This is a genomic window from Corynebacterium sp., from assembly GCF_030532715.1.
GTDB lineage: Bacteria > Actinomycetota > Actinomycetes > Mycobacteriales > Mycobacteriaceae > Corynebacterium.
Genome location: NZ_JAUNKO010000001.1, coordinates 58,689 through 76,799 on the forward strand (window position 1 = coordinate 58,689; position 18,111 = coordinate 76,799).

The 18,111-nt window shown below is 61.3% G+C and carries 20 protein-coding genes; 8 read left to right on the top strand and 12 right to left on the bottom strand.

The features are described from left to right. The first annotated feature begins 51 nt into the window (after positions 1-51). Positions 52-318 carry an HPr family phosphocarrier protein gene (locus Q4D83_RS00270; RefSeq protein WP_303171975.1) on the top strand — a complete coding sequence of 89 codons (267 nt, stop codon included), beginning with the start codon at positions 52-54 and terminating at the stop codon, positions 316-318. A 68-nt stretch (positions 319-386) separates the two neighbouring features. Here Q4D83_RS00270 and Q4D83_RS00275 read toward each other — a convergent pair whose 3' ends face one another. Genes Q4D83_RS00275 through Q4D83_RS00295 form a run of 5 tightly spaced genes read right to left on the bottom strand, consistent with a single transcriptional unit; the run spans position 387 to position 5,586 of the window. Further along, positions 387-1,673 carry a uracil-xanthine permease family protein gene (locus tag Q4D83_RS00275; protein ID WP_303171977.1) on the bottom strand — a complete coding sequence of 429 codons (1,287 nt, stop codon included), beginning with the start codon at positions 1,671-1,673 and terminating at the stop codon, positions 387-389. 39 nt (positions 1,674-1,712) lie between these two features. Continuing rightward, positions 1,713-3,134, bottom strand: coding sequence for a GTPase HflX (gene hflX / locus Q4D83_RS00280; protein WP_303171980.1), 1,422 nt, complete (start codon positions 3,132-3,134; stop codon positions 1,713-1,715). Then, complete coding sequence (locus Q4D83_RS00285) at positions 3,127-3,408, bottom strand: winged helix-turn-helix domain-containing protein (RefSeq protein WP_303171983.1); 282 nt, start codon at positions 3,406-3,408, stop codon at positions 3,127-3,129. Before Q4D83_RS00285 ends, hflX begins: the two co-directional genes overlap by 8 nt. 6 nt (positions 3,409-3,414) lie before the next feature. Further along, a complete protein-coding gene (feoB, locus tag Q4D83_RS00290) occupies positions 3,415-5,337 on the bottom strand; it encodes a ferrous iron transport protein B (protein WP_303172836.1) in 1,923 nt (640 codons plus the stop codon). Between the two features lie 9 nt (positions 5,338-5,346). Then, positions 5,347-5,586, bottom strand: coding sequence for a FeoA family protein (locus Q4D83_RS00295; protein WP_303171985.1), 240 nt, complete (start codon positions 5,584-5,586; stop codon positions 5,347-5,349). A gap of 199 nt (positions 5,587-5,785) precedes the next feature. Between Q4D83_RS00295 and Q4D83_RS00300 the strand changes: the two genes are divergently transcribed. Both Q4D83_RS00300 and Q4D83_RS00305 read left to right on the top strand, forming a co-directional pair. Further along, the gene (locus Q4D83_RS00300; protein ID WP_303171988.1) at positions 5,786-6,535 is read left to right on the top strand and encodes a hypothetical protein; all 750 of its coding nucleotides are present in this window, start codon (positions 5,786-5,788) and stop codon (positions 6,533-6,535) included. Between the two features lie 24 nt (positions 6,536-6,559). After that, positions 6,560-7,057, top strand: coding sequence for a hypothetical protein (locus tag Q4D83_RS00305; RefSeq protein ID WP_303171990.1), 498 nt, complete (start codon positions 6,560-6,562; stop codon positions 7,055-7,057). Here Q4D83_RS00305 and dapF read toward each other — a convergent pair. Then, positions 7,054-7,905, bottom strand: coding sequence for a diaminopimelate epimerase (gene dapF / locus Q4D83_RS00310; protein ID WP_303171992.1), 852 nt, complete (start codon positions 7,903-7,905; stop codon positions 7,054-7,056). The genes Q4D83_RS00305 and dapF overlap by 4 nt on opposite strands. Continuing rightward, positions 7,902-8,810, bottom strand: a complete 909-nt coding sequence (miaA, locus tag Q4D83_RS00315) for a tRNA (adenosine(37)-N6)-dimethylallyltransferase MiaA (protein WP_303172838.1) — start codon at positions 8,808-8,810, stop codon at positions 7,902-7,904. The genes dapF and miaA overlap by 4 nt, the downstream gene beginning before the upstream one ends. Before the next feature lie 142 nt (positions 8,811-8,952). On the opposite strand from miaA, the gene Q4D83_RS00320 reads away from it, so the two are divergent. Then, the gene (locus Q4D83_RS00320) at positions 8,953-10,263 is read left to right on the top strand and encodes a DUF349 domain-containing protein (RefSeq protein WP_303171995.1); all 1,311 of its coding nucleotides are present in this window, start codon (positions 8,953-8,955) and stop codon (positions 10,261-10,263) included. Between the two features lie 29 nt (positions 10,264-10,292). Here Q4D83_RS00320 and Q4D83_RS00325 read toward each other — a convergent pair whose 3' ends face one another. Continuing rightward, positions 10,293-10,949, bottom strand: a complete 657-nt coding sequence (locus tag Q4D83_RS00325) for a hypothetical protein (protein ID WP_303171998.1) — start codon at positions 10,947-10,949, stop codon at positions 10,293-10,295. A 108-nt stretch (positions 10,950-11,057) separates the two neighbouring features. After that, entirely contained in the window at positions 11,058-12,509 is a 1,452-nt protein-coding gene (miaB, locus tag Q4D83_RS00330) for a tRNA (N6-isopentenyl adenosine(37)-C2)-methylthiotransferase MiaB (RefSeq protein ID WP_303172840.1), read from the bottom strand. A 190-nt stretch (positions 12,510-12,699) separates the two neighbouring features. Here miaB and gluA point away from each other — a divergent pair, with 190 nt between their 5' ends. The 4 genes from gluA to Q4D83_RS00350 all read left to right on the top strand — a co-directional run bounded on the left by gluA (position 12,700) and on the right by Q4D83_RS00350 (position 15,999). Further along, positions 12,700-13,428: a glutamate ABC transporter ATP-binding protein GluA gene (gene gluA / locus Q4D83_RS00335; RefSeq protein WP_303172841.1), complete on the top strand. Its 729-nt coding sequence runs from the start codon at positions 12,700-12,702 to the stop codon at positions 13,426-13,428. Between the two features lie 80 nt (positions 13,429-13,508). Continuing rightward, the gene (locus Q4D83_RS00340; protein WP_303172000.1) at positions 13,509-14,375 is read left to right on the top strand and encodes a glutamate ABC transporter substrate-binding protein; all 867 of its coding nucleotides are present in this window, start codon (positions 13,509-13,511) and stop codon (positions 14,373-14,375) included. An 8-nt stretch (positions 14,376-14,383) separates the two neighbouring features. Beyond that, the gene (locus Q4D83_RS00345) at positions 14,384-15,067 is read left to right on the top strand and encodes an amino acid ABC transporter permease (protein ID WP_303172843.1); all 684 of its coding nucleotides are present in this window, start codon (positions 14,384-14,386) and stop codon (positions 15,065-15,067) included. Continuing rightward, complete coding sequence (locus Q4D83_RS00350) at positions 15,064-15,999, top strand: amino acid ABC transporter permease (protein ID WP_303172002.1); 936 nt, start codon at positions 15,064-15,066, stop codon at positions 15,997-15,999. The genes Q4D83_RS00345 and Q4D83_RS00350 overlap by 4 nt, the downstream gene beginning before the upstream one ends. On the opposite strand, the gene recX is transcribed toward Q4D83_RS00350, so the two are convergent. From recX to Q4D83_RS00365, 3 genes are all read right to left on the bottom strand, one after another. Further along, positions 15,996-16,580, bottom strand: a complete 585-nt coding sequence (gene recX, locus Q4D83_RS00355; protein ID WP_303172003.1) for a recombination regulator RecX — start codon at positions 16,578-16,580, stop codon at positions 15,996-15,998. The two genes, Q4D83_RS00350 and recX, sit on opposite strands and share 4 nt — an antisense overlap. An 8-nt stretch (positions 16,581-16,588) precedes the next feature. Then, positions 16,589-17,704 carry a recombinase RecA gene (gene recA / locus Q4D83_RS00360; protein WP_303172004.1) on the bottom strand — a complete coding sequence of 372 codons (1,116 nt, stop codon included), beginning with the start codon at positions 17,702-17,704 and terminating at the stop codon, positions 16,589-16,591. 153 nt (positions 17,705-17,857) lie between these two features. Next, positions 17,858-18,064, bottom strand: a complete 207-nt coding sequence (locus Q4D83_RS00365; protein ID WP_303172005.1) for a DUF3046 domain-containing protein — start codon at positions 18,062-18,064, stop codon at positions 17,858-17,860. Between the last annotated feature and the right edge of the window lie 47 nt (positions 18,065-18,111).

Below are 18,111 nucleotides of genomic sequence, written 5' to 3' on the forward strand. Positions count from 1 at the left end.
AGAGTTCCGTAAAGTTGGGCACATCGCCCCCTTCCATGAAAGGACCATCACATGGCATCGAAGACCGTCACCGTAGGCTCCGCAGTCGGCTTGCACGCACGCCCCGCAGCGATCATCGCTGAAGCAGCAGGCAACTACGACGAAGACATCTTCCTCACCCTCGTCGGCGAAGAAGATGACGAACCCACCGAAGCTGCCTCCTCCCTGATGATCATGGCGCTCGGCGCGGAAAAGGGCGACCAGGTGGTGGTGACCTCCGACAACGCAGCCGCCGTTGAGGAGATCGCCAGCTTGATTGAAAAGGACCTGGACGCCTAACGCCTCCGGAACGTCAACACCGCCGCAACGGATCGTCTTCGTTGCGGCGGTGTTTTTCACGTTTTAGATCAGGATGTGTGCATGTTTTGGCCTTCGCCGATGGTTTCGTAGCACCATTTCAGTATCGGATAGCCGACGATGATGCCGACGGAACCCCAGGCAATACCTTCCAATTCAACACCGAAGACTGTGAGCGTCAGGTTGCCGATGCCAGCGATGAGTGCCACTGCGGCGGCGGTGAGATTGACAGGATTATTGAAATCCACTTTGGCGTCCTGCCAGATACGCACGCCGAGCATGCCGATCAAGCCGTAGAGAACAATGGTGGCACCGCCCAATACGCCGGGTGGGATGGTCAGGATGAGGGCACCGAATTTCGGGATAAAGGCGAGTGCCACGGCGGTAAGCGCCGCCACCCAATAGGCGGCGGTGGAATAAACTTTGGTGGCTGCCATCACACCAATATTTTCGGCGTACGTGGTGGTGCCGGAGCCGCCGAATCCGCCAGCGAGGGAGGTGGCGAGGCCGTCGGCGATCAAGGCGTCACCGGCGAGATCATCCATATTGCGGCCAGTCATCGCGGATACGGCCTTGACGTGGCCAACGTTTTCGGCGATGAGCACGATCACCACCGGCAGGGTAACCAGCACCACCGACAGTTCGAATTGGGGGGTGTGGAATTCGGGGAAGCCCAGCCACGGGGCCGCTGCGAGAGCACGCACGGCGTCGTCGGTGAGATTACCGGTGAAGGTGGCGAACAACCAGCCGATAATGACGCCAATGAGGATGCCGAGGCGGGCAACCATACCACGCCCGGCGACGGTGGCCAGCAGGATCGCCACCATGGTGATGGTGGCCACCAACGGTTGTTCCGCATACGATTGCGCGGACACCGGCGCGAGGTTGAGGCCGATGAGTGCGACGATGGCGCCGGTCACGGCGGGGGGCATCACGGCGTCGAGAAGCGAACGCCCCGTGCGTTTCACCAGCAAACCCACGCCCACCAACACCAAGCCCGCAACAATTATGCCGCCCAATTGGGTGGGAATACCCTCAGCCTGGGTAGCCACCAGCGGCGCAATAAACGCAAATGAGCTGCCTAGGTAGCTTGGCAGGCGGTTGCGGGTAACCAAGAGAAACAGCATGGTGCCCACGCCGGAAAACAGCAACGTGGTGTTGACTGGGAACCCGGTGAGCGTTGGCACGAGCAATGTTGCACCGAACATTGCGATAACGTGTTGCATGCCGATGCCGACGGTCCGGCTCCAGTTCAGGCGTTCCTCGGGCGCGACAACGCCGCCTGGTTGAATCGTTTTGCCGTCGCCGTGGACGGACCAGCCCCATGAAGTACTCACGAGACCTCATTATCCGTCGCGCACACCCAAACACCCAAATCAGGAAATTGTAAAGTTGCGCAACTCCGCAGCCAAGGATTGCGGTAGGCGGACATCGATCACCGTGCCGTCACCGTCATAGGTTTCGCTCAGCACCGTTCCGTGCTCGTGTACGCGTGCCACGATGTCGCCGCGCGTAAACGGAATGCGCAACGTAATGTGCGCATCGAGGGAATTCAAAAACAATTCGATGCGGGCCTCAAGCTCCGCGATCCCCTCGCCGGTGCGTGCGGAAACAAACACCGGATCCACCAGTGCGTGGCGCAGCTCCGCCAACGTCAGCGGGTCCGCAATGTCGATCTTGTTCACCACAATCAACTCCGGCGGCGCCGGGACGTTGAGCTCGCGAACGATATCGGTGATAACGCCATTGACCGCTTGGATCTGTTTCAACGGGAACGCGTCGGCGCCATCCACCACGTGCAGCACAAGGTCCGCCTCCACGACCTCCTCAAGGGTGGAGCGGAACGCCTCCACCAGCTGGGTGGGCAGATGGCGTACAAAGCCCACGGTGTCCGTAAACACGACCGCGCGGCCATCCGCGAGTTCCGCTCGCCTCGTGGTGGGGTCCAGGGTGGCAAAGAGCGCGTCCTCCACCAGCACCCCGGCGCCAGTCATGGCGTTGATGAGGGAGGATTTGCCCGCGTTGGTATAGCCGGCGATGGCGATCTGCGGCACGGTGGAGGCGCGGCGTTGGGAACGCTTGACCTCCCGGGAGGTTTTCATCGCCTCCAACTCTTTGCGGATCTTCGCCATGTCCGAGCGCAATCGGCGGCGATCCGCCTCAATCTTTGTTTCGCCGGGGCCACGCAGACCCACGCCGCCGTTCGAGCCGGCGCGACCGCCTGCCTGCCGGGACAAGCTCCCACCCCAACCACGCACGCGAGTAATCAGGTACTCCATTTGCGCCAGCGACACCTGCGCCTTACCTTCCTTGGATTTCGCGTGCTGGGCGAAAATATCCAGGATCAGCATGGTGCGGTCGATCACCTTCACATCGAGCGCTTTTTCCAAGGCAATCATCTGCCCGGGGCTTAGTTCGCCGTCACAGATGACGGTGTCGGCGCCGGAGGCCACGACGATTTCCTTGAGCTCTTTGACCTTGCCGGAGCCAATGTAGGTGCCGGGGTCGGGCCGGTCGCGTTTTTGGTAAATCGTGTCCACCACCTCGGCGCCGGCAGTTTCGGCGAGCGCTGCGAGCTCGGCGAGGTTGGCTTCGATCTCGGCGGCGCTGCCTTCGGTCCACATGCCCACCAACACCACCTGTTCAAGGCGGAGTTTGCGGTATTCGACGTCGTAGCCGTCAGATTGTTCGGTGGTGTGGGTTTTGGCACCGCGGGTGAGCCGGCGCAGGCTGGAACGCGCCTCAAGGTCCAACTCACCCGTGGTGGGGGTAACAGAAAGTGATGGTTGTTCAGTCATTACCCGTCATTATCGCACGGGAACTCGAGGGTTTGCGAGTCAAGGTCAACGTGACAAGCCCCCCGGTTGTGCCGCAGGAATCCTCGTTGCAGCCCCCACAGCTGCCGCTGCACGCCATCGCTTCTCGACGTCGCTGCAACTGCCCCATACGCTCCAAGTGCTCCAATGCGGCACTCACCGTGGATCGAGTCAACCCGGTGCGCTCAGCAATCTCAACAACCGTGACCGCACCATCCTCAACGCTAGCGCGAACTGCGGATAACGGGCTCGTCATACAGGATCACCACCATAGGCTCAGCACTTGGAAGACGAGGACGGACAGCACCCAGGCGGCGAAAAGCTGCATGCCCACCCCATACAGGGTCCACTTCAAGCCGATTTCGCGTCGCTGCGCAGCAAGGGTAGCCACACATGGGGTGTAGGCCAGCAGGAACACCATGAATGCCCACACCGCGGCAATGCCGTGGCCGCCGGAGGTTGTGTCAAAGTCTTCGCGGATCGCGCTGGCCAAGGCGGATTTGCCTTGCTGTTCGGGTTCCTCGCTGCTCGGGTCCTCCAGGCTGTAGGTTTGCGCCCAGGAGGAGATCACGGCCTCTTTGGCCACGAAACCGGTGACAAGGGTGCCGGCGATGGACCACGAACCGAAACCAGCCGGGGCGAACACCGGCGCCACCGCTTCGCTCATCACACCGTACGCGCTTTCCTGCGGGGGCAGGTTTTCGTCGGCGAAGCTATAGTCGCCCGTGGTCGGGGTGGATTGCAGCAGGAATACCACTACGACGGTGGCCACGATAATGCCGCCAGCGGTCTGGAGGAAGCCTTTCAGGCGAACCCACATCACCGACAACGCCAGCCGCGCGCCCGGGATTTGATACACCGGTAGGTCGATCACCAGCGGTTCGGTACCCACGCGGCGCCACAAGGTGTGCCGCAAGCACAACCCGGTCAACACCACCAGGCCGATGGAGACCAGGTACATGACGAACACCACGGTGCCGGCGTAGTCCGGAAAGAAGGTGGCGGCCAGCATCACATACACCGTCAGCCGCGCGGAGCACGAGGTAAATGGAATAAGCAATGCGGTAAGCAGGCGCTGCCGTGGCTCCGCCAACACGCGGGTAGCGGAAATGGCGGGCACGTTGCAGCCGAACCCGACGATCAGCGGGATAAACGCCTTGCCGGGCAGGCCGATAGCCTTCATCAACCGGTCGGTGACCACGGCGGCTCGGGCCATGTAGCCGGAATCCTCCAAAAACGCCAAGCACAAAAACATCAGCGCCATCAGCGGCGCGAAGGTGAGCACCATACCCACACCGCCGATCAGGCCGTCAACCACCAGCCCGGTAAACAGTGGTGGGGCGGACGACAACCAGCCGCGCACCGTGTCGCTCACCGGTCCCGCGAACAATGCGTCCAAGCCGTCCTGGAACGGGGCAGCCACCGTGGTGGTGATTTGGAACACCAGCCACATGGCGGCAAGGAACATCAACGGCCCGAAGAAGGGGTGGAGGGCCACGGCGTCGATACGTTCGGTGAGGGTGCGGGAGCTTTCCTTGCGGGTGGTTGCCGCAGCCACAGCGTGCTCCACCCACGCAAAACGCGCATCGGCGATTTCGAATTCGTCGCCGTCTACCTGGTTGCGCAGGGTCCGTGGGGGCTGCGCCATCAGCTCCTCCAGCGCCGCACCCACCGCAGCGATATTCGCGCGCCTGCGCGGATCTACCGTCACCACGGGCACGCCCAATTCGCGGGACAATTTCGCGGCGTCAATGCTCACACCTTGATCGGCGGCGACGTCTTCCTTGGTCACCACCACCAGAATGCGGAAATTCTCCTCCGCAAGCTGCGACACCATATAGAGCCCACGACTTAAGCTCGCGGCGTCCACGGCGACAATCACCGCGTCTGGGCGCTCTTCAGTATCAATGACCAGGTTTCGTGTCAACGCCTCGTCCGGGCTCACCGGATCCAGCGAATACGCGCCCGGAAAATCGATCACGTCGTAGGTAGTGCCATTCACTTTCCACGCGCCGCGGCTTACCTCCACGGTGGTACCTGGCCAGTTTCCCATGTGCGCGCGGGCACCCGTTAAACCGTTAAACAGGGTGGACTTACCGGCGTTCGGGGCGCCCACCAGGGCGATCACTGGCGCGCCCTGAATGCGGTGGCCGTGGCCAGTTGAATGGCACGAGCACGAAGTCATGGCGGTCATTTATGCCTCCTGAACTGGTCGAACAATGAGCTCTGAGGCAGTGCGCCCGTCAATGGCGTACCGCGTGTGATCCAGGTCGATCACGCGGCCGCCGCCACTTGTGCGCTGCGTGATCCGCAACCGAGCGCCCTCGCGAATGCCGAGCTCAGCGAGCCGACGTCGCATCGGGTGATCAATTGGAGCCAACACCACTTCTTGGCCTAGCGGCACTGCGTCGAGCTTGAAATCCATTGCTCCCATACTTTCTTTCCTCCGATGGTCGAGCCGAGGGCGCGCGCGTGCACTACGCACGGGCCCCTGCGGGCGACACCGACGTTTTCGGGTATACCAAGAAACCTACACCCAAGTTCGCCTTACCTACATATCCTCGTGTTGTGTTTTGAGTTACCCCCTCACCCCTAGAGGTACTTATGTACGATCACCAGTTACGATGAAGGCTATGACCCACGATCTCCCGGCCATTGGAATGGAATACCCCCGCTGGCAAGACGCTGTCGAAGCCGCCATCGCCACCGGCAAACTCGAAGTTATTGGCGAAGTCCGCGGCGGGCAGCTGATCCAATACGCAGATGCCTCTGGGGCGCGAGTCAACATTCTGGCGGTGTCACCTTACGCCACCTGGACCGGATTCGAATCCACCACCAACGCCACTGCGCATATCAGCATGATCAACGACGTGCTCGCGCTGTGCGACATCCTCGCCGAGGACGATTCAGTGGTCACCTCACTGACCTGCAACCTCGCCCAGGGGCCGCTGCTCGTAGAGGAACCGACCCAGCAATTCGAACGCCTCGCGCTCACGGCGCTCGGATTGGAGGTGGCAACCTTCGCGGACGCGGCGGAATTCCACGCCGCACACGGGCGCGATCCCGAGCCGATGATCGTCAGCCAGGGCGCGCTGCTGATAGCGAGCGGTTCCGGCGCGCAAAGCCCCGACGCCTCCGCCGCTCTCACCGGAACCGTACATTCAGCCGAGTACCGCACGAACGAACTCACGGGGCAACGCTTTATCCACGTTCGGCTTGCGGCGCCACACTGGGTAGACTTGTGTCTGGCCGACGGCACCCTGCCCGCACCTGGTAGCATCGTTGCTGGAACGGTTGTTCTTACTGGATCGATATTACCGCCGGTTGGCTGCGGCGACTCCTGCGGCAGCTGCGGCGGAGGCTGCAGCAGCGGTCACTTATAGCGGACGTTCTGAGCGCACATCACCATGCCTGACCTGAATCCGAAGTATTACAAGCTCATCATCTGGATTAGCTGTGCCGCACTGGCGCTCACCCTGCGCTTGGAAGGCATCGTGCTTGCCGCGATCATCATTTTGCTGATGTTCGTTGCCAATTCGATGCGCCCGAACCAAAGCGAATCCGCAACACTGATGACGTCGATTAAACTTTCGGCGGATGATATTCGGGACGTGATCGACGCCTACGATCGCTTCTTGCACGGCAACGACGCGAAAAATCTCGCCGATCGAACATTGCATCGGCCGGCGTTGGGGAACCCGGATTGCGACGACCCCGACATCGAAGCATTCTTCTACCAGCACGACACCGCGCAGCGCTTTTTACGGCGCCTCGAAGCGCGCCTCCACACGGACCTCTCAGTCGCACAAATGGAGGCGCTGCTCGCGGTGACCGATCGGCGCGCCTTGGAGCTCAAGGAAGCATGGGTGCGCGCCCGCCGCGCGGCGGCACGCTACGAACCCTAGTGCCCCAACCACTGCCCTTCGGCGACGATCTTCGAAGGCCCCGTCAGTGTGGACGACTCCCCAGCAATGGTGACGCGCACTTCCCCACCGGGCACGTGGACGATGACGGTACCGTCGGTGCGTTCCTTATCCGCGAGCGCGGCCCGCGCCGCGGCGACGGTTCCCGTGCCACAGGAGCGGGTTTCCCCGGCGCCGCGTTCATGAACGCGCATGTGCACGTGGCCATCAACAAGTTCGGTGAGCACCTCCACGTTCACGCCGTGAGGAAAGAAGTCCTCATCAATGACCGGGGGAAGCTCAATGGGCAGCGCCGCAAGCTCCGCGGGGCGTAAGCCCGGGATGACGCAGGCAAGGTGCGGATTCCCCATGTCCACCGCCAGCCCCGCGAAATGATGTTCACCAACCGTACAGGTGGACAGGCCAGTGACCGCGGCGGGCCCCATGGACACACTCACGGTAGCGTCGCAGGCGTCGGCCTCGTGAACAGTGACGGGCCGGGCGCCCGCGCGGGTACCTACCACGAAACGCTCAGCGGTTTGCAACCCTTCGCGGCGCAGCCAATGAGCGAACACCCGCACGCCGTTACCGCACATCTCGGCGATAGAGCCGTCGGCGTTGCGGTAATCCATAAACCAATCCTCATCCGCGACGCCAGGCACCGGCGCGATCACCCCGCGCGACACCAACGCCCCCGCGCGCGCCACACGCAGCACCCCGTCGGCCCCGATACCCGCCCGCCGGTCGCACAACGCGGCAACGAATTCAGGTGAGAGTTCGAGTGCCGCGTCGGCGTCAGGAAGAATCACAAAGTCGTTTTCGGTGCCGTGGCCCTTAGCAAAGCGAATCATGGCAGCAATTCTAGTTGCTGCATCGCCTGCGCAAAGGTGTCCCCGCGCGCATCCAGCCACAGCGTGCGTGGATCCCTCCGAAACCAACTGCGTTGCCGTCGCACATAACGCCGCGTACCGGTGACGGTGCGGGCGAACGCCTCCTCGAGCGTTAGGTCACCGGCAAAAGCGGCGAGCACCTGCGCGTAGCCGATCGCCCGGCCCGCGGTGGATTCCGCAACCAGCCCCTGAGCTACCAGCTCCTCCACCTCCCCTACGAAGCCGGAAGCGAACATGTGCTCAGTCCGGGCCTGGATCCTGGGGTTGAGCCACTCCGGGGACGTTTCCAAGCCGAAGATGACGGTGCCCCAGCGGGCCGGGGCGTCGATAGGCGGCTGGCTGGCGGCAAACGGTTTGCCCGTGAGCTCGATCACCTCGAGGGCGCGTACGGTTCGCCGCGGATCCCGGTCTTCAATAATCGCGGCGGCCTGCGGGTCGATGGCGGCCAGCTCCGCGTGCAACGCCTCCACCCCGATCTCCTCGAGGCGTTCGGCAAAACGGCGGCGAACGCGCGCGTCGGTAGGTGGAAATTGCCAATCGTCCACGAGCGACTGGACGTACAGCATTGAACCGCCCACCAACACCGGAGTTTTGCCGCGGCGGAGAATATCCTCCACGTCCGCCACGGCCTCCGCCTGGTAGCGCGCCACGGACGCCGGCTGCGTCACCTCCAGCACGTCCAGCTGGTGGTGCACGATCCCCTCACGCTCGGCGGGCGCCAGTTTCGCCGTCCCAATGTCCATCCCGCGGTACAGCTGCATGGAATCAACATTGACCACCTCGCCGTCGAGGGCGTGGGCCAGCGCCAACCCCAACGCCGACTTGCCGGACGCAGTCGGGCCGACCACGGCAATTGGTCGCGGCAGGAAAGAAACATCTCGCACCACACCAATCTAACGAACGCGGCGCGCGCAAGCACGGTAATGTGAATCGTTGTACGACCGCATTTCCACGCAAGTGCACCGGCAGCCGTGACGCGCGGCACGAGATGAAGGATCTTTTTACACCATGACGCATCCCACCCCTAAGCCCGGCCCCCGTCCCGGACCTCGCCCAGGGCCCCGCCCCGGCGCACGTCCCGCCACGCCAGTGCACCACACCAACGACCCCTCGCAGTGGGGGCGCGTCGAGGAAGACGGGTCGGTGTACGTCACCACCGCAGCCGGCGACCGGCTCATCGGCTCCTGGCAGGCGGGCACCCCGGCGGAAGGCCTCGCCCACTACGGCAAACGATTCGAAGATTTGTCCACTGAGGTGGAGTTGTTGGAGGCGCGGCTGAAGTCACACCCGGACGACGCCAACACGATTCGTGATGCCGCGGTGAGCCTCCGCGAAACCCTGCCAACCGCCGCCGTCATCGGCGACTTGGACAGCTTGGACCGGCGCTTAGGCGCGATTATCGACGCCTCGGCTACCGCCGGCGAGCAAGCCCGCGCGGCGCGCGCTGAACGACGGGCCCGCGCCATCGCCCGCAAGGAAGCCCTCGCGGAAGAAGCCGAAAACATTGGTGAACACTCGACGGATTGGAAGGTCGCCGGAGATCGCTTGCGCGACATCCTGGAGGAGTGGAAAACCATCCGCGGCATCGACCGCAAAACAGACGACGCGTTGTGGAAGCGCTATTCGCGCGCCCGGGATGCGTTTAACCGGCGTCGCGGTTCCCACTTCGCGGAGTTGGATCGCGGGCGGGCCGCCGCACGCCGCATCAAGGAAGACCTGGTGGCGCGCGCCGAACAGCTAAAGGACTCCACCGATTGGAACGACACCGCGAAAGCGTTCCGCGATCTCATGACGGAATGGAAGGCTGCGGGACGCGCACCGCGCGACATTGACGATAAGCTCTGGGCCGCGTTCAAGGCCGCCCAGGATCACTTCTTTGCTACCCGCAACGCCGCGTCCGAAGAACGCGACCGCGAATTCCTTGACAACGCCGCGGCGAAAAACGCGCTCATTGCGGAATACGACGCGAAAATCGACCCGGCCAAGGATCTGGAAAGCGCCCGGCATCACCTGCGGGAGTTGCAGGAAAAGTGGGAGCAGATCGGGTACGTGCCTCGCGGCCGCGTGCGCGAATTCGAAGACAAGATCGGGCGCTTGGAACGCCGCGTCACCGAAGCCGCCGAAGCTCAATGGCGCCGCACCGACCCCGAAGCTCAAGCCCGCGCCGCGCAATTCACCGCCAAGGTCGAGGAGTTTACGGCCGCTGCGGAAGCCGCCGAAGCGCGCGGTAACGCCAAGAAGGCGGAACAATTGCGCGCCCAAGCGGCCCAGTGGCAGGAATGGGCCAACGCCGCGCTCGAGGCCGTCAACGACCGGTAGCCGTCACCGCGCGAAACGTCCCGGCGACCCTAGCCTTCGGGGTGCTCGGTGGTGGGTTTGCCGCGCTTGCGGCGGGCGCGGCGATCGTCTACAAGTTCGGTTTGCCGGCCGGCCGCGAGAATGCTTTCCTGCACCTCGGCGATAGTATCCTTCTTCTTCTCCGCCACGCGGGCTTCCGCCAAGGCTTGCTGAAACGCGCTCCGGCGCAACACCACAAAGGAATATGCGATCGCCACGATGCACACGCTGACCGCGCCGAGCATCAACCCAAAGGACGGGCCAACACCCGGTTCCGTCGGGGGGCGGGACTGCCGCATCCAAATGGCAAAGATCGAGTAGAACAACGTCGCGCCGCTGAAAAACCACGTCATAAGTGCGATGAGCGCAGATCGGGACACCAGGGTGCCAATATTGAGCAGCACCACCCCGACCACCCCCAACCAAACGTAAATTCGTTCGGGCACAGTGGTGACAAACTTTTGGGCAGTCTCCGAAAAGAACAACACATCAAGCCCAATGACTTGACCGGAGTGTGGCAGGAATAGGGAGACAAAAAAGCCCACCATTCCAATCGCCATGAATGTCTGCACCCGCCCCAACGTCACAGTTTGAGAAGCTTTCCGCTCCGCGCCGGCGAGATCGTCGCGATATTTCGCGAGGCGATCCTCTTCGCTCACAATCCCCACGTCTCCTAACCTAATTCATCATTGTGCGGCGCTGGCCGCCGCAATACGCCATGTTCATTGTATTGGCTTCACCGCAGCACCACCGCACCAACGACGACGCGGCCGACACTACGATGAGCAGCCGCCGCACGCATCGGCCGCCACCGGGCTGGTTTGCGGCCGACCGAAACTTGGCATGCCCACCCCGATTGGGGCGGTCGTCGGCACGCGTCCCGCTTCGGACATGTCGCCCGCGCGAGTTTTACGGTGACTGAGCACGCCCGCGTCGGCGATCAGGAAGTGAGGCGCAGCGTCCGTAACGGTGACGGTAACCACGTCACCTGGGCGAATCCCCGGCTGCGGCGTGAAATGCACAAGCCGTCCGTCACGCGCCCGACCGGACATGCGTTGCGTGCGGTGGTTCTTGCGCCCGCCGCCCGCCTGTACCAGCAACTCCACCTGCTGGCCGATAAGCTTGGCGTTTTCCTCGGCGCAAATACGCTCCTGCAACGCGATCAAACGTTCATAACGCTCCTGCACTACTTCCTTTGGAATCTGCTCCTCGTATGTCGCGGCGGGCGTCCCGGGGCGGGGGCTGTACTGGAACGTAAACGCACTGGTAAAACGGGCTTTCTCCACGACGTCAAGGGTGGCTTGAAAGTCCTCTTCCGTCTCACCGGGGAACCCCACAATAATGTCGGTAGTAATCGCTGCATGGGGAATCTTTGCACGAACTTCATCAAGAATGCGCAGGAACTTCTTCGAACGGTACGAACGCCGCATCGCCTTGAGCACCCGGTCCGAGCCGGACTGCAACGGCATGTGCAATTGCGGGCAAATGTTCGCAGTCTCCGCCATAGCGTCGATCACATCGGAAGTGAACTCAGCCGGGTGCGGGCTCGTGAACCGAACGCGCTCCAGGCCCTCGATCTCGCCGCACGCGCGCAGCAACTTGGAAAACGCGGACCGGTCACGCTCCACGTCTGGGTCCGCGAAGTTCACGCCATAAGAATTGACGTTTTGCCCGAGCAAGGTCACCTCGCTCACACCTTGATCCACCAACGCCTGTACCTCCGCCAGAATGTCGCCGGGGCGGCGGTCAATCTCCTTGCCTCGAAGCGACGGCACAATGCAAAACGTGCAGGTGTTGTTGCAACCCACGGATACGCTCACCCAGCCGGCGTAGGCGGACTCCCGCTTCGCGGGCAGCACGGAAGGAAATTGCTCCAGGGCATCCACGATCTCCACCTCCGCGCGCTTGTTGTGCGCGGCGCGCGCCAGCAGCGTGGGCAGGGAGCCAATGTTGTGGGTGCCAAACACCACATCCACCCACGGCGCCTTCTGCACCACTAGGTCCTTATCCTTCTGCGCGAGGCAGCCGCCCACTGCAATCTGCATACCGGGGCGCTGCTCCTTCACATGGCGCAGATGTCCGAGAGTGCCATACAAACGCATATCGGCGTTCTCCCGCACCGCGCACGTATTAAACACCACGAGATCGGGTTCGTTGCCCGCGCCGGCGGGCGTGTAACCAGCTTCCTCCAGCAGGCCGGAAAGCCGCTCCGAATCGTGCACGTTCATCTGGCAACCGAACGTGCGAACCTCATAAGTCTTCTTCTCCTGCAGCACAGTGAAGCATTCTAACCGCCCCGGTATTTCCCGCCTAATGGCAACAATTTTTCCAATATTTCGAGAATTTTTAGTTAAAACTTTACCGTGTAAGCGATTTCACACTATGGTGTTATACATGAGTTCAACCACATCGCACCCAATGGTTTCAATGAGCGGGGTGAATAAATACTTCGATTCGTACCACGCGCTCAGGGACATCAACCTGGAAATTCCGCGAGGCCAAGTAGTTGTTGTACTTGGTCCATCTGGGTCCGGAAAATCAACTCTGTGCCGGACAATTAATCGCTTGGAAACCATCGATAGTGGAGAAATCCACATTGACGGAAAGCTCCTCCCCGAAGAGGGCAAAGCGCTCGCCGCGCTGCGGGCAGATGTTGGAATGTGCTTTCAATCCTTCAACTTGTTCCCGCACCTGACCATCCGCAACAACGTGATGCTCGCGCCGATGAAAGTGCGCAAGCTGAACAAAGCCGACGCCGAGCGGGAAGCCATGGCGCTGCTCGAACGCGTGGGCATTGCAAACCAGGCGGATAAGTACCCCGCCCAGCTTTCCGGCGGCCAGCAACAGCGCGTGGCGATTGCCCGCGCGCTCGCCATGAAGCCCAAGGTCATGCTTTTTGACGAGCCAACCTCCGCCCTTGACCCAGAAATGGTCAACGAAGTGCTCGACGTTATGGCCTCACTCGCAGCCGAAGGCATGACCATGTTGGTGGTTAGCCACGAAATGGGCTTCGCCCGGCGTGTGGCGGACCGCATCCTGTTCATGGCTGATGGGGCGATATTGGAGGACACCACTCCGGATGACTTCTTTGATAATCCGAAGACCGAACGCGCACGCGACTTCCTCGGCAAAATCCTCGCGCACTGACCCCGAACAGTCTTCCGTATTTGTTCGTACACTCCCCGACTGATTACTGATTGCTTGCAAACTCCGAAGGAGCCCTCACCATGAAACGTACATTCGCCACCTTGGCATCCTTGGCCATCGCCGCTTCCGCCCTTGTGGGCTGCGGCGACTCCGGCGGCGCTGGCTTGCTCGCGAACCTCGAATCCGGAAAGGTCACGCTGGGCACCAAGTACGATCAGCCCGGCCTGGGCCTACAAAACCCGGACGGCACCATGTCTGGCCTTGACGTCGACGTAGCCACCTACGTAGTGAACTCCATTGCCAAAGACAAGGGGTGGAAGGAGCCGGAAATCACCTGGCGTGAAACCCCCTCCGCGCAGCGCGAAACCCTGCTGAAAAACGGTGAGGTGGACATGATCACCGCCACCTACTCCATCAACGAGGGTCGCGCCAACGCAGTAAACTTCGGTGGACCGTACCTGCTCACCCACCAAGCGCTGCTCGTGCGCGCCGACAACGACGAGGTCAAGTCGCTCAAAGACCTTGAAAACGGCCGCATCCTGTGTTCGGTCACCGGCTCCACCCCGGCGCAAAAGGTGAAGGACGCGCTGCCGGGCGTGCAATTGCAGGAATATGACACTTACTCCTCGTGCGTGGAGGCGCTCCACCAATCGAAGGTGGATGCGATGACCACCGACGCGACCATCCTGTACGGGTACGCCGCCCAATACAACGATGAATTCAACGTGGTGGAGATGAAAAAGGACGATGGTGAGGCGTTCACCAACGAGTACTACGGCATTGGCGTAGCGAAGGACGACCAGGAAGCCACCGACGCCATCAACGCCGCATTGAAGAAGATGTTCGAGGACGGCTCCTTCGACACCTTTGTCAAAGAAAACCTCGGTGACGATGCCTCGGTAGTCACCAAGGGCTCCCCCGGCGACATGTCCTTCCTCGGAAAGTAGTCGCCATGATGCAGTCCCTTGTTCAAGACCTCCAAGGGGCGTTGCTGCCAGCGTTTTGGGTGACCATCAAGCTCACCTTCTTCTCCGCGATTGGTGCGATGCTCCTCGGCACCATTCTCACGGCGATGCGAGTCTCCCCCGTGTCGGTGCTGCGCTTCATCGCCACCAGCTACATCAATACGCTGCGCAACACCCCACTCACACTGGTGGTGATCTTCTGTTCGGTTGGCCTGTACCAGAACCTAGGTTTGACACTGGCGCCGGAAGGCCCGCGGTTTTTGGAGCAGAATAACTTTAACCTCGCCGTGCTTGGGTTCGTCCTGTACACCTCGGCGTTCGTTGCTGAGTCGCTGCGTTCCGGCATTAACACCGTACATTTCGGCCAGGCTGAGGCGGCACGCTCCCTCGGACTATCTTTCGGACAGATTTTCGCTTCCGTGATTTTTCCGCAGGCCGTGCGGGCGGCGACAGTGCCGCTGGGTAACACCCTGATCGCGCTGACCAAGAACACCACCATTGCCTCGGCGATTGGGGTGGCGGAGGCTTCGCTGTTGATGAAAACCACCATTGAAAACCATGCTGACCTGCTGTTTATCGTCTTCGGCGTGTTTGCGCTGGGCTTCGTGGTACTGACCCTGCCGATGGGCCTGTACGTGGGCCGGCTCTCCGAACGATTGGCGGTGAAGAAATGACCTCCGCAACCGTGCTTTACGACGCCCCAGGCCCGAAAGGTCGGCGCCTGAACACCATCGTCGCAGCTGTCGCCGTAGCGTTTGCTGTCGCGGTGCTCTACTGGGCGTTTAGCGTACTGCATTCCACCGGGCAACTCACCGCAGACAAGTGGACGCCGTTTTTGGAAAGCCGCACGTGGAACACCTATATTCTGCCGGGTTTGTGGGGCACCCTGAAGGCCGCGCTGGCGTCCATCCTGCTGGCACTCGTCGCGGGTACCGCGCTGGGCTTGGGCCGGTTGTCCCCCACCAAGTGGATCAGCACCCTGTGCGCGGTGATCGTGGAATTCTTCCGCGCAATCCCAGTGCTGATTCTAATGATCTTCGCGTACCAAATGTTCGCCGAATACAACATCGTGCCGTCGCGCCAATTGGCATTCGCCGCGGTAGTGTTCGGCCTGACCATGTACAACGGTGCGGTCATCGCGGAAATCCTACGCTCCGGAATCAACTCGCTGCCCAAGGGCCAAGTCGAGGCGGCGAAAGCGCTGGGCATGTCCCACCGGGACACGATGTGGCGAATCCTGCTGCCACAGGCCGTAGCGGCGATGCTGCCGGCGATCATCGCCCAGATGGTCATCGCGCTCAAAGACTCCGCCTTGGGCTACCAGATCGGCTATGTGGAAGTGGTTCGCTCCGGTATCCAATCCGCCTCCTTCAACCGCAACTTCCTCGCCGCGCTAGTTGTGGTGGCGATCATCATGGTGTTGTTCAATATGGCGCTCACCGCCATCGCGGAACGCATCGAACGCCAATTGCGTGCTGGACGCGCCCGCCGCAACATCCTTGCCAAGGTCCCCGAACACCCCGACCAAGGTTTGGAAACGAAGGACCGGGTGAACGTCGACTGGCACGACGAACATCATAAGGACCTGCGCAACTTCACGGATTAGCCAAGCTCTTCAATCCGCTGATCCAGCGCTTCCCGCGCCACCTGCAGCGACAATCCTTGCGGAAACCCTCGCCGCGCGAGTACCCCAAGGATGCGCCGCAGGTGGCGTTCGTATTCCGCCCGATTCTCCGGCGCCTTCGCAACCGACTGCGCCTTCTTGCTAGCGAAGCGCTGCGCGGTGTGGCGTTCATCTGAAAGGGAAATCTGCTCCAATGCTGCGTCCCGCAACTCCTGCGGCACTCCCTTTTCCTTCAGCTCGAGATTTAGCACCATCCGTGACTTTCCCCGCCGATGGGCGCGTTGGCGCACCCACTCGGTAGCGAACTCCGCGTCGTCGAGCAGCCCAACGCGCTCCAAATCCGCGATCACGTTCGCCACGGCAGCGGGTGCAAACTCCAACGCCAACAGCCGCTGCTGTAGCTCATATTTCGAACGGGCGCGCTGATCCAGCAATCGAAGGGCACGCTGCCGTACTTTCGCCTCCAGTTGCTCGGCGCGCTCATCGAATAATGGCTCGCACTCGCCTGATGCATAGGCAGCAAGCGCCTGCTGGAGTCGCTCAAGTTTCGCGGGATCAGCCATGGGTCAAACTAGTCTTCGCCATCAAAATCAACATTGGGCACCACGTCAACCGGGTCCAGATTCGGCTCCGGAGCCCCCGAATCCGTGTTCGCATACTCGCCGACGCCGAGCTTTACAAAGATCTTTTGTTCAATCTCGTCCGCAAGTGCGGGGTTATCCTTCAAAAACGCCCGAACCTTCTCCTTACCTTGGCCCAATTGATCACCGTTATAGGTAAACCACGAACCCGACTTCTTCACCAGCCCGTTTTCCACGCCGAGATCAATTAGAGAGGACTCTCGGGAAATGCCTTCACCATAGATAATGTCAAATTCAGCCACCTTAAACGGCGGGGAAACCTTGTTTTTCACCACCTTGAGCCGCGTGCGGTTGCCGATCGCATCTTGGCCATCCTTCAGGGTTTGGATGCGGCGCACATCGCACCGCACCGAAGCATAGAACTTCAGTGCCTTACCGCCAGTGGTGGTTTCCGGCGAGCCGAACATCACGCCAATCTTTTCGCGCAGCTGGTTAATAAAGATCGCGGTCGTGCCCGAGTTGTGAAGCGCACCTGTCATCTTGCGGAGCGCCTGGCTCATCAAGCGCGCCTGCAAACCCACGTGGCTATCGCCCATATCCCCCTCGATTTCTGCCTTCGGGGTGAGCGCCGCCACGGAGTCAATCACGATGACGTCGATCGCGCCGGAACGCACCAACATGTCCGCGATTTCCAACGCTTGTTCGCCCGTATCCGGTTGCGCCACCAACAACGCATCGGTGTCTACCCCCAACTTGCGGGCGTATTCGGGATCGAGTGCATGCTCGGCGTCGATAAACGCGGCGATACCGCCGGCGCGCTGCGCTTGAGCTACCGCGTGGAGCGCAACCGTGGTTTTACCTGAGGATTCCGGGCCGAACACCTCCACAATACGTCCGCGCGGGAACCCCCCAATGCCCAACGCAATGTCGATGGCGGTGTTGCCAGAAGAAATGGCTTGAATCGGCGGGCGGGTATCGTCACCCAACCGCATAATCGCACCCTTGCCAAAATCCTTTTCTATCTTCGCCATTGCCGCGTCGAGCGCCTTCTGGCGGTCCGCCGCCGATCCCGCCGCAGCGCTCGCCTTGGTCTTCTTTGGAGCCATGTTTGTCTTTGTCCCTCTGTCGTTGATTCAAGTGTGGGTCGCCGTGGTGTGCGACGCACACGATTAGGTACACTGCGCCATCACGTTCGACACTAGCGGATCGATTGAACACAACCGGAAACGCTGACGCAACTGTTTTCGAAAACGCGGAAGTTAGGCGTCTTCGCCGAGCCAGCGTTCCTCGGGTACGTCAAAGTCGCGGCACAGTCCCCACCAGATTTCGCGCAGGTCCTCCCCCTGATCCATCAACTCCTTCGCGGTAGCCTGAAAACTCTCAATCACATGTGTGCGCACCAGCCAATCCCCGTTGCTTTCACCGAACTCGTTGTGTACTAACTCAAAAAACGTTGCTATCCGCATGTGCGCTATAGTACCGAGTAAAACGATGTTCAACGGGCAATGTATCC

What these genes read in the sequence shown, in the direction of transcription:
- Q4D83_RS00365 (WP_303172005.1), bottom strand. Translation starts at nt 18,064, where the DNA reads ATGCGGATAGCAACGTTTTTTGAGTTAGTACACAACGAGTTCGGTGAA.
- recX (WP_303172003.1), bottom strand. Translation starts at nt 16,580, where the DNA reads ATGGCTGATCCCGCGAAACTTGAGCGACTCCAGCAGGCGCTTGCTGCC.
- gluA (WP_303172841.1), top strand. Translation starts at nt 12,700, where the DNA reads ATGGTTTCAATGAGCGGGGTGAATAAATACTTCGATTCGTACCACGCG.
- Q4D83_RS00350 (WP_303172002.1), top strand. Translation starts at nt 15,064, where the DNA reads ATGACCTCCGCAACCGTGCTTTACGACGCCCCAGGCCCGAAAGGTCGG.
- Q4D83_RS00320 (WP_303171995.1), top strand. Translation starts at nt 8,953, where the DNA reads ATGACGCATCCCACCCCTAAGCCCGGCCCCCGTCCCGGACCTCGCCCA.
- Q4D83_RS00305 (WP_303171990.1), top strand. Translation starts at nt 6,560, where the DNA reads ATGCCTGACCTGAATCCGAAGTATTACAAGCTCATCATCTGGATTAGC.
- Q4D83_RS00285 (WP_303171983.1), bottom strand. Translation starts at nt 3,408, where the DNA reads ATGACGAGCCCGTTATCCGCAGTTCGCGCTAGCGTTGAGGATGGTGCG.
- Q4D83_RS00300 (WP_303171988.1), top strand. Translation starts at nt 5,786, where the DNA reads ATGACCCACGATCTCCCGGCCATTGGAATGGAATACCCCCGCTGGCAA.
- hflX (WP_303171980.1), bottom strand. Translation starts at nt 3,134, where the DNA reads ATGACTGAACAACCATCACTTTCTGTTACCCCCACCACGGGTGAGTTG.
- Q4D83_RS00270 (WP_303171975.1), top strand. Translation starts at nt 52, where the DNA reads ATGGCATCGAAGACCGTCACCGTAGGCTCCGCAGTCGGCTTGCACGCA.
- dapF (WP_303171992.1), bottom strand. Translation starts at nt 7,905, where the DNA reads ATGATTCGCTTTGCTAAGGGCCACGGCACCGAAAACGACTTTGTGATT.
- Q4D83_RS00345 (WP_303172843.1), top strand. Translation starts at nt 14,384, where the DNA reads ATGCAGTCCCTTGTTCAAGACCTCCAAGGGGCGTTGCTGCCAGCGTTT.
- recA (WP_303172004.1), bottom strand. Translation starts at nt 17,704, where the DNA reads ATGGCTCCAAAGAAGACCAAGGCGAGCGCTGCGGCGGGATCGGCGGCG.
- Q4D83_RS00295 (WP_303171985.1), bottom strand. Translation starts at nt 5,586, where the DNA reads ATGGGAGCAATGGATTTCAAGCTCGACGCAGTGCCGCTAGGCCAAGAA.
- feoB (WP_303172836.1), bottom strand. Translation starts at nt 5,337, where the DNA reads ATGACTTCGTGCTCGTGCCATTCAACTGGCCACGGCCACCGCATTCAG.
- Q4D83_RS00340 (WP_303172000.1), top strand. Translation starts at nt 13,509, where the DNA reads ATGAAACGTACATTCGCCACCTTGGCATCCTTGGCCATCGCCGCTTCC.
- miaB (WP_303172840.1), bottom strand. Translation starts at nt 12,509, where the DNA reads ATGAACGTGCACGATTCGGAGCGGCTTTCCGGCCTGCTGGAGGAAGCT.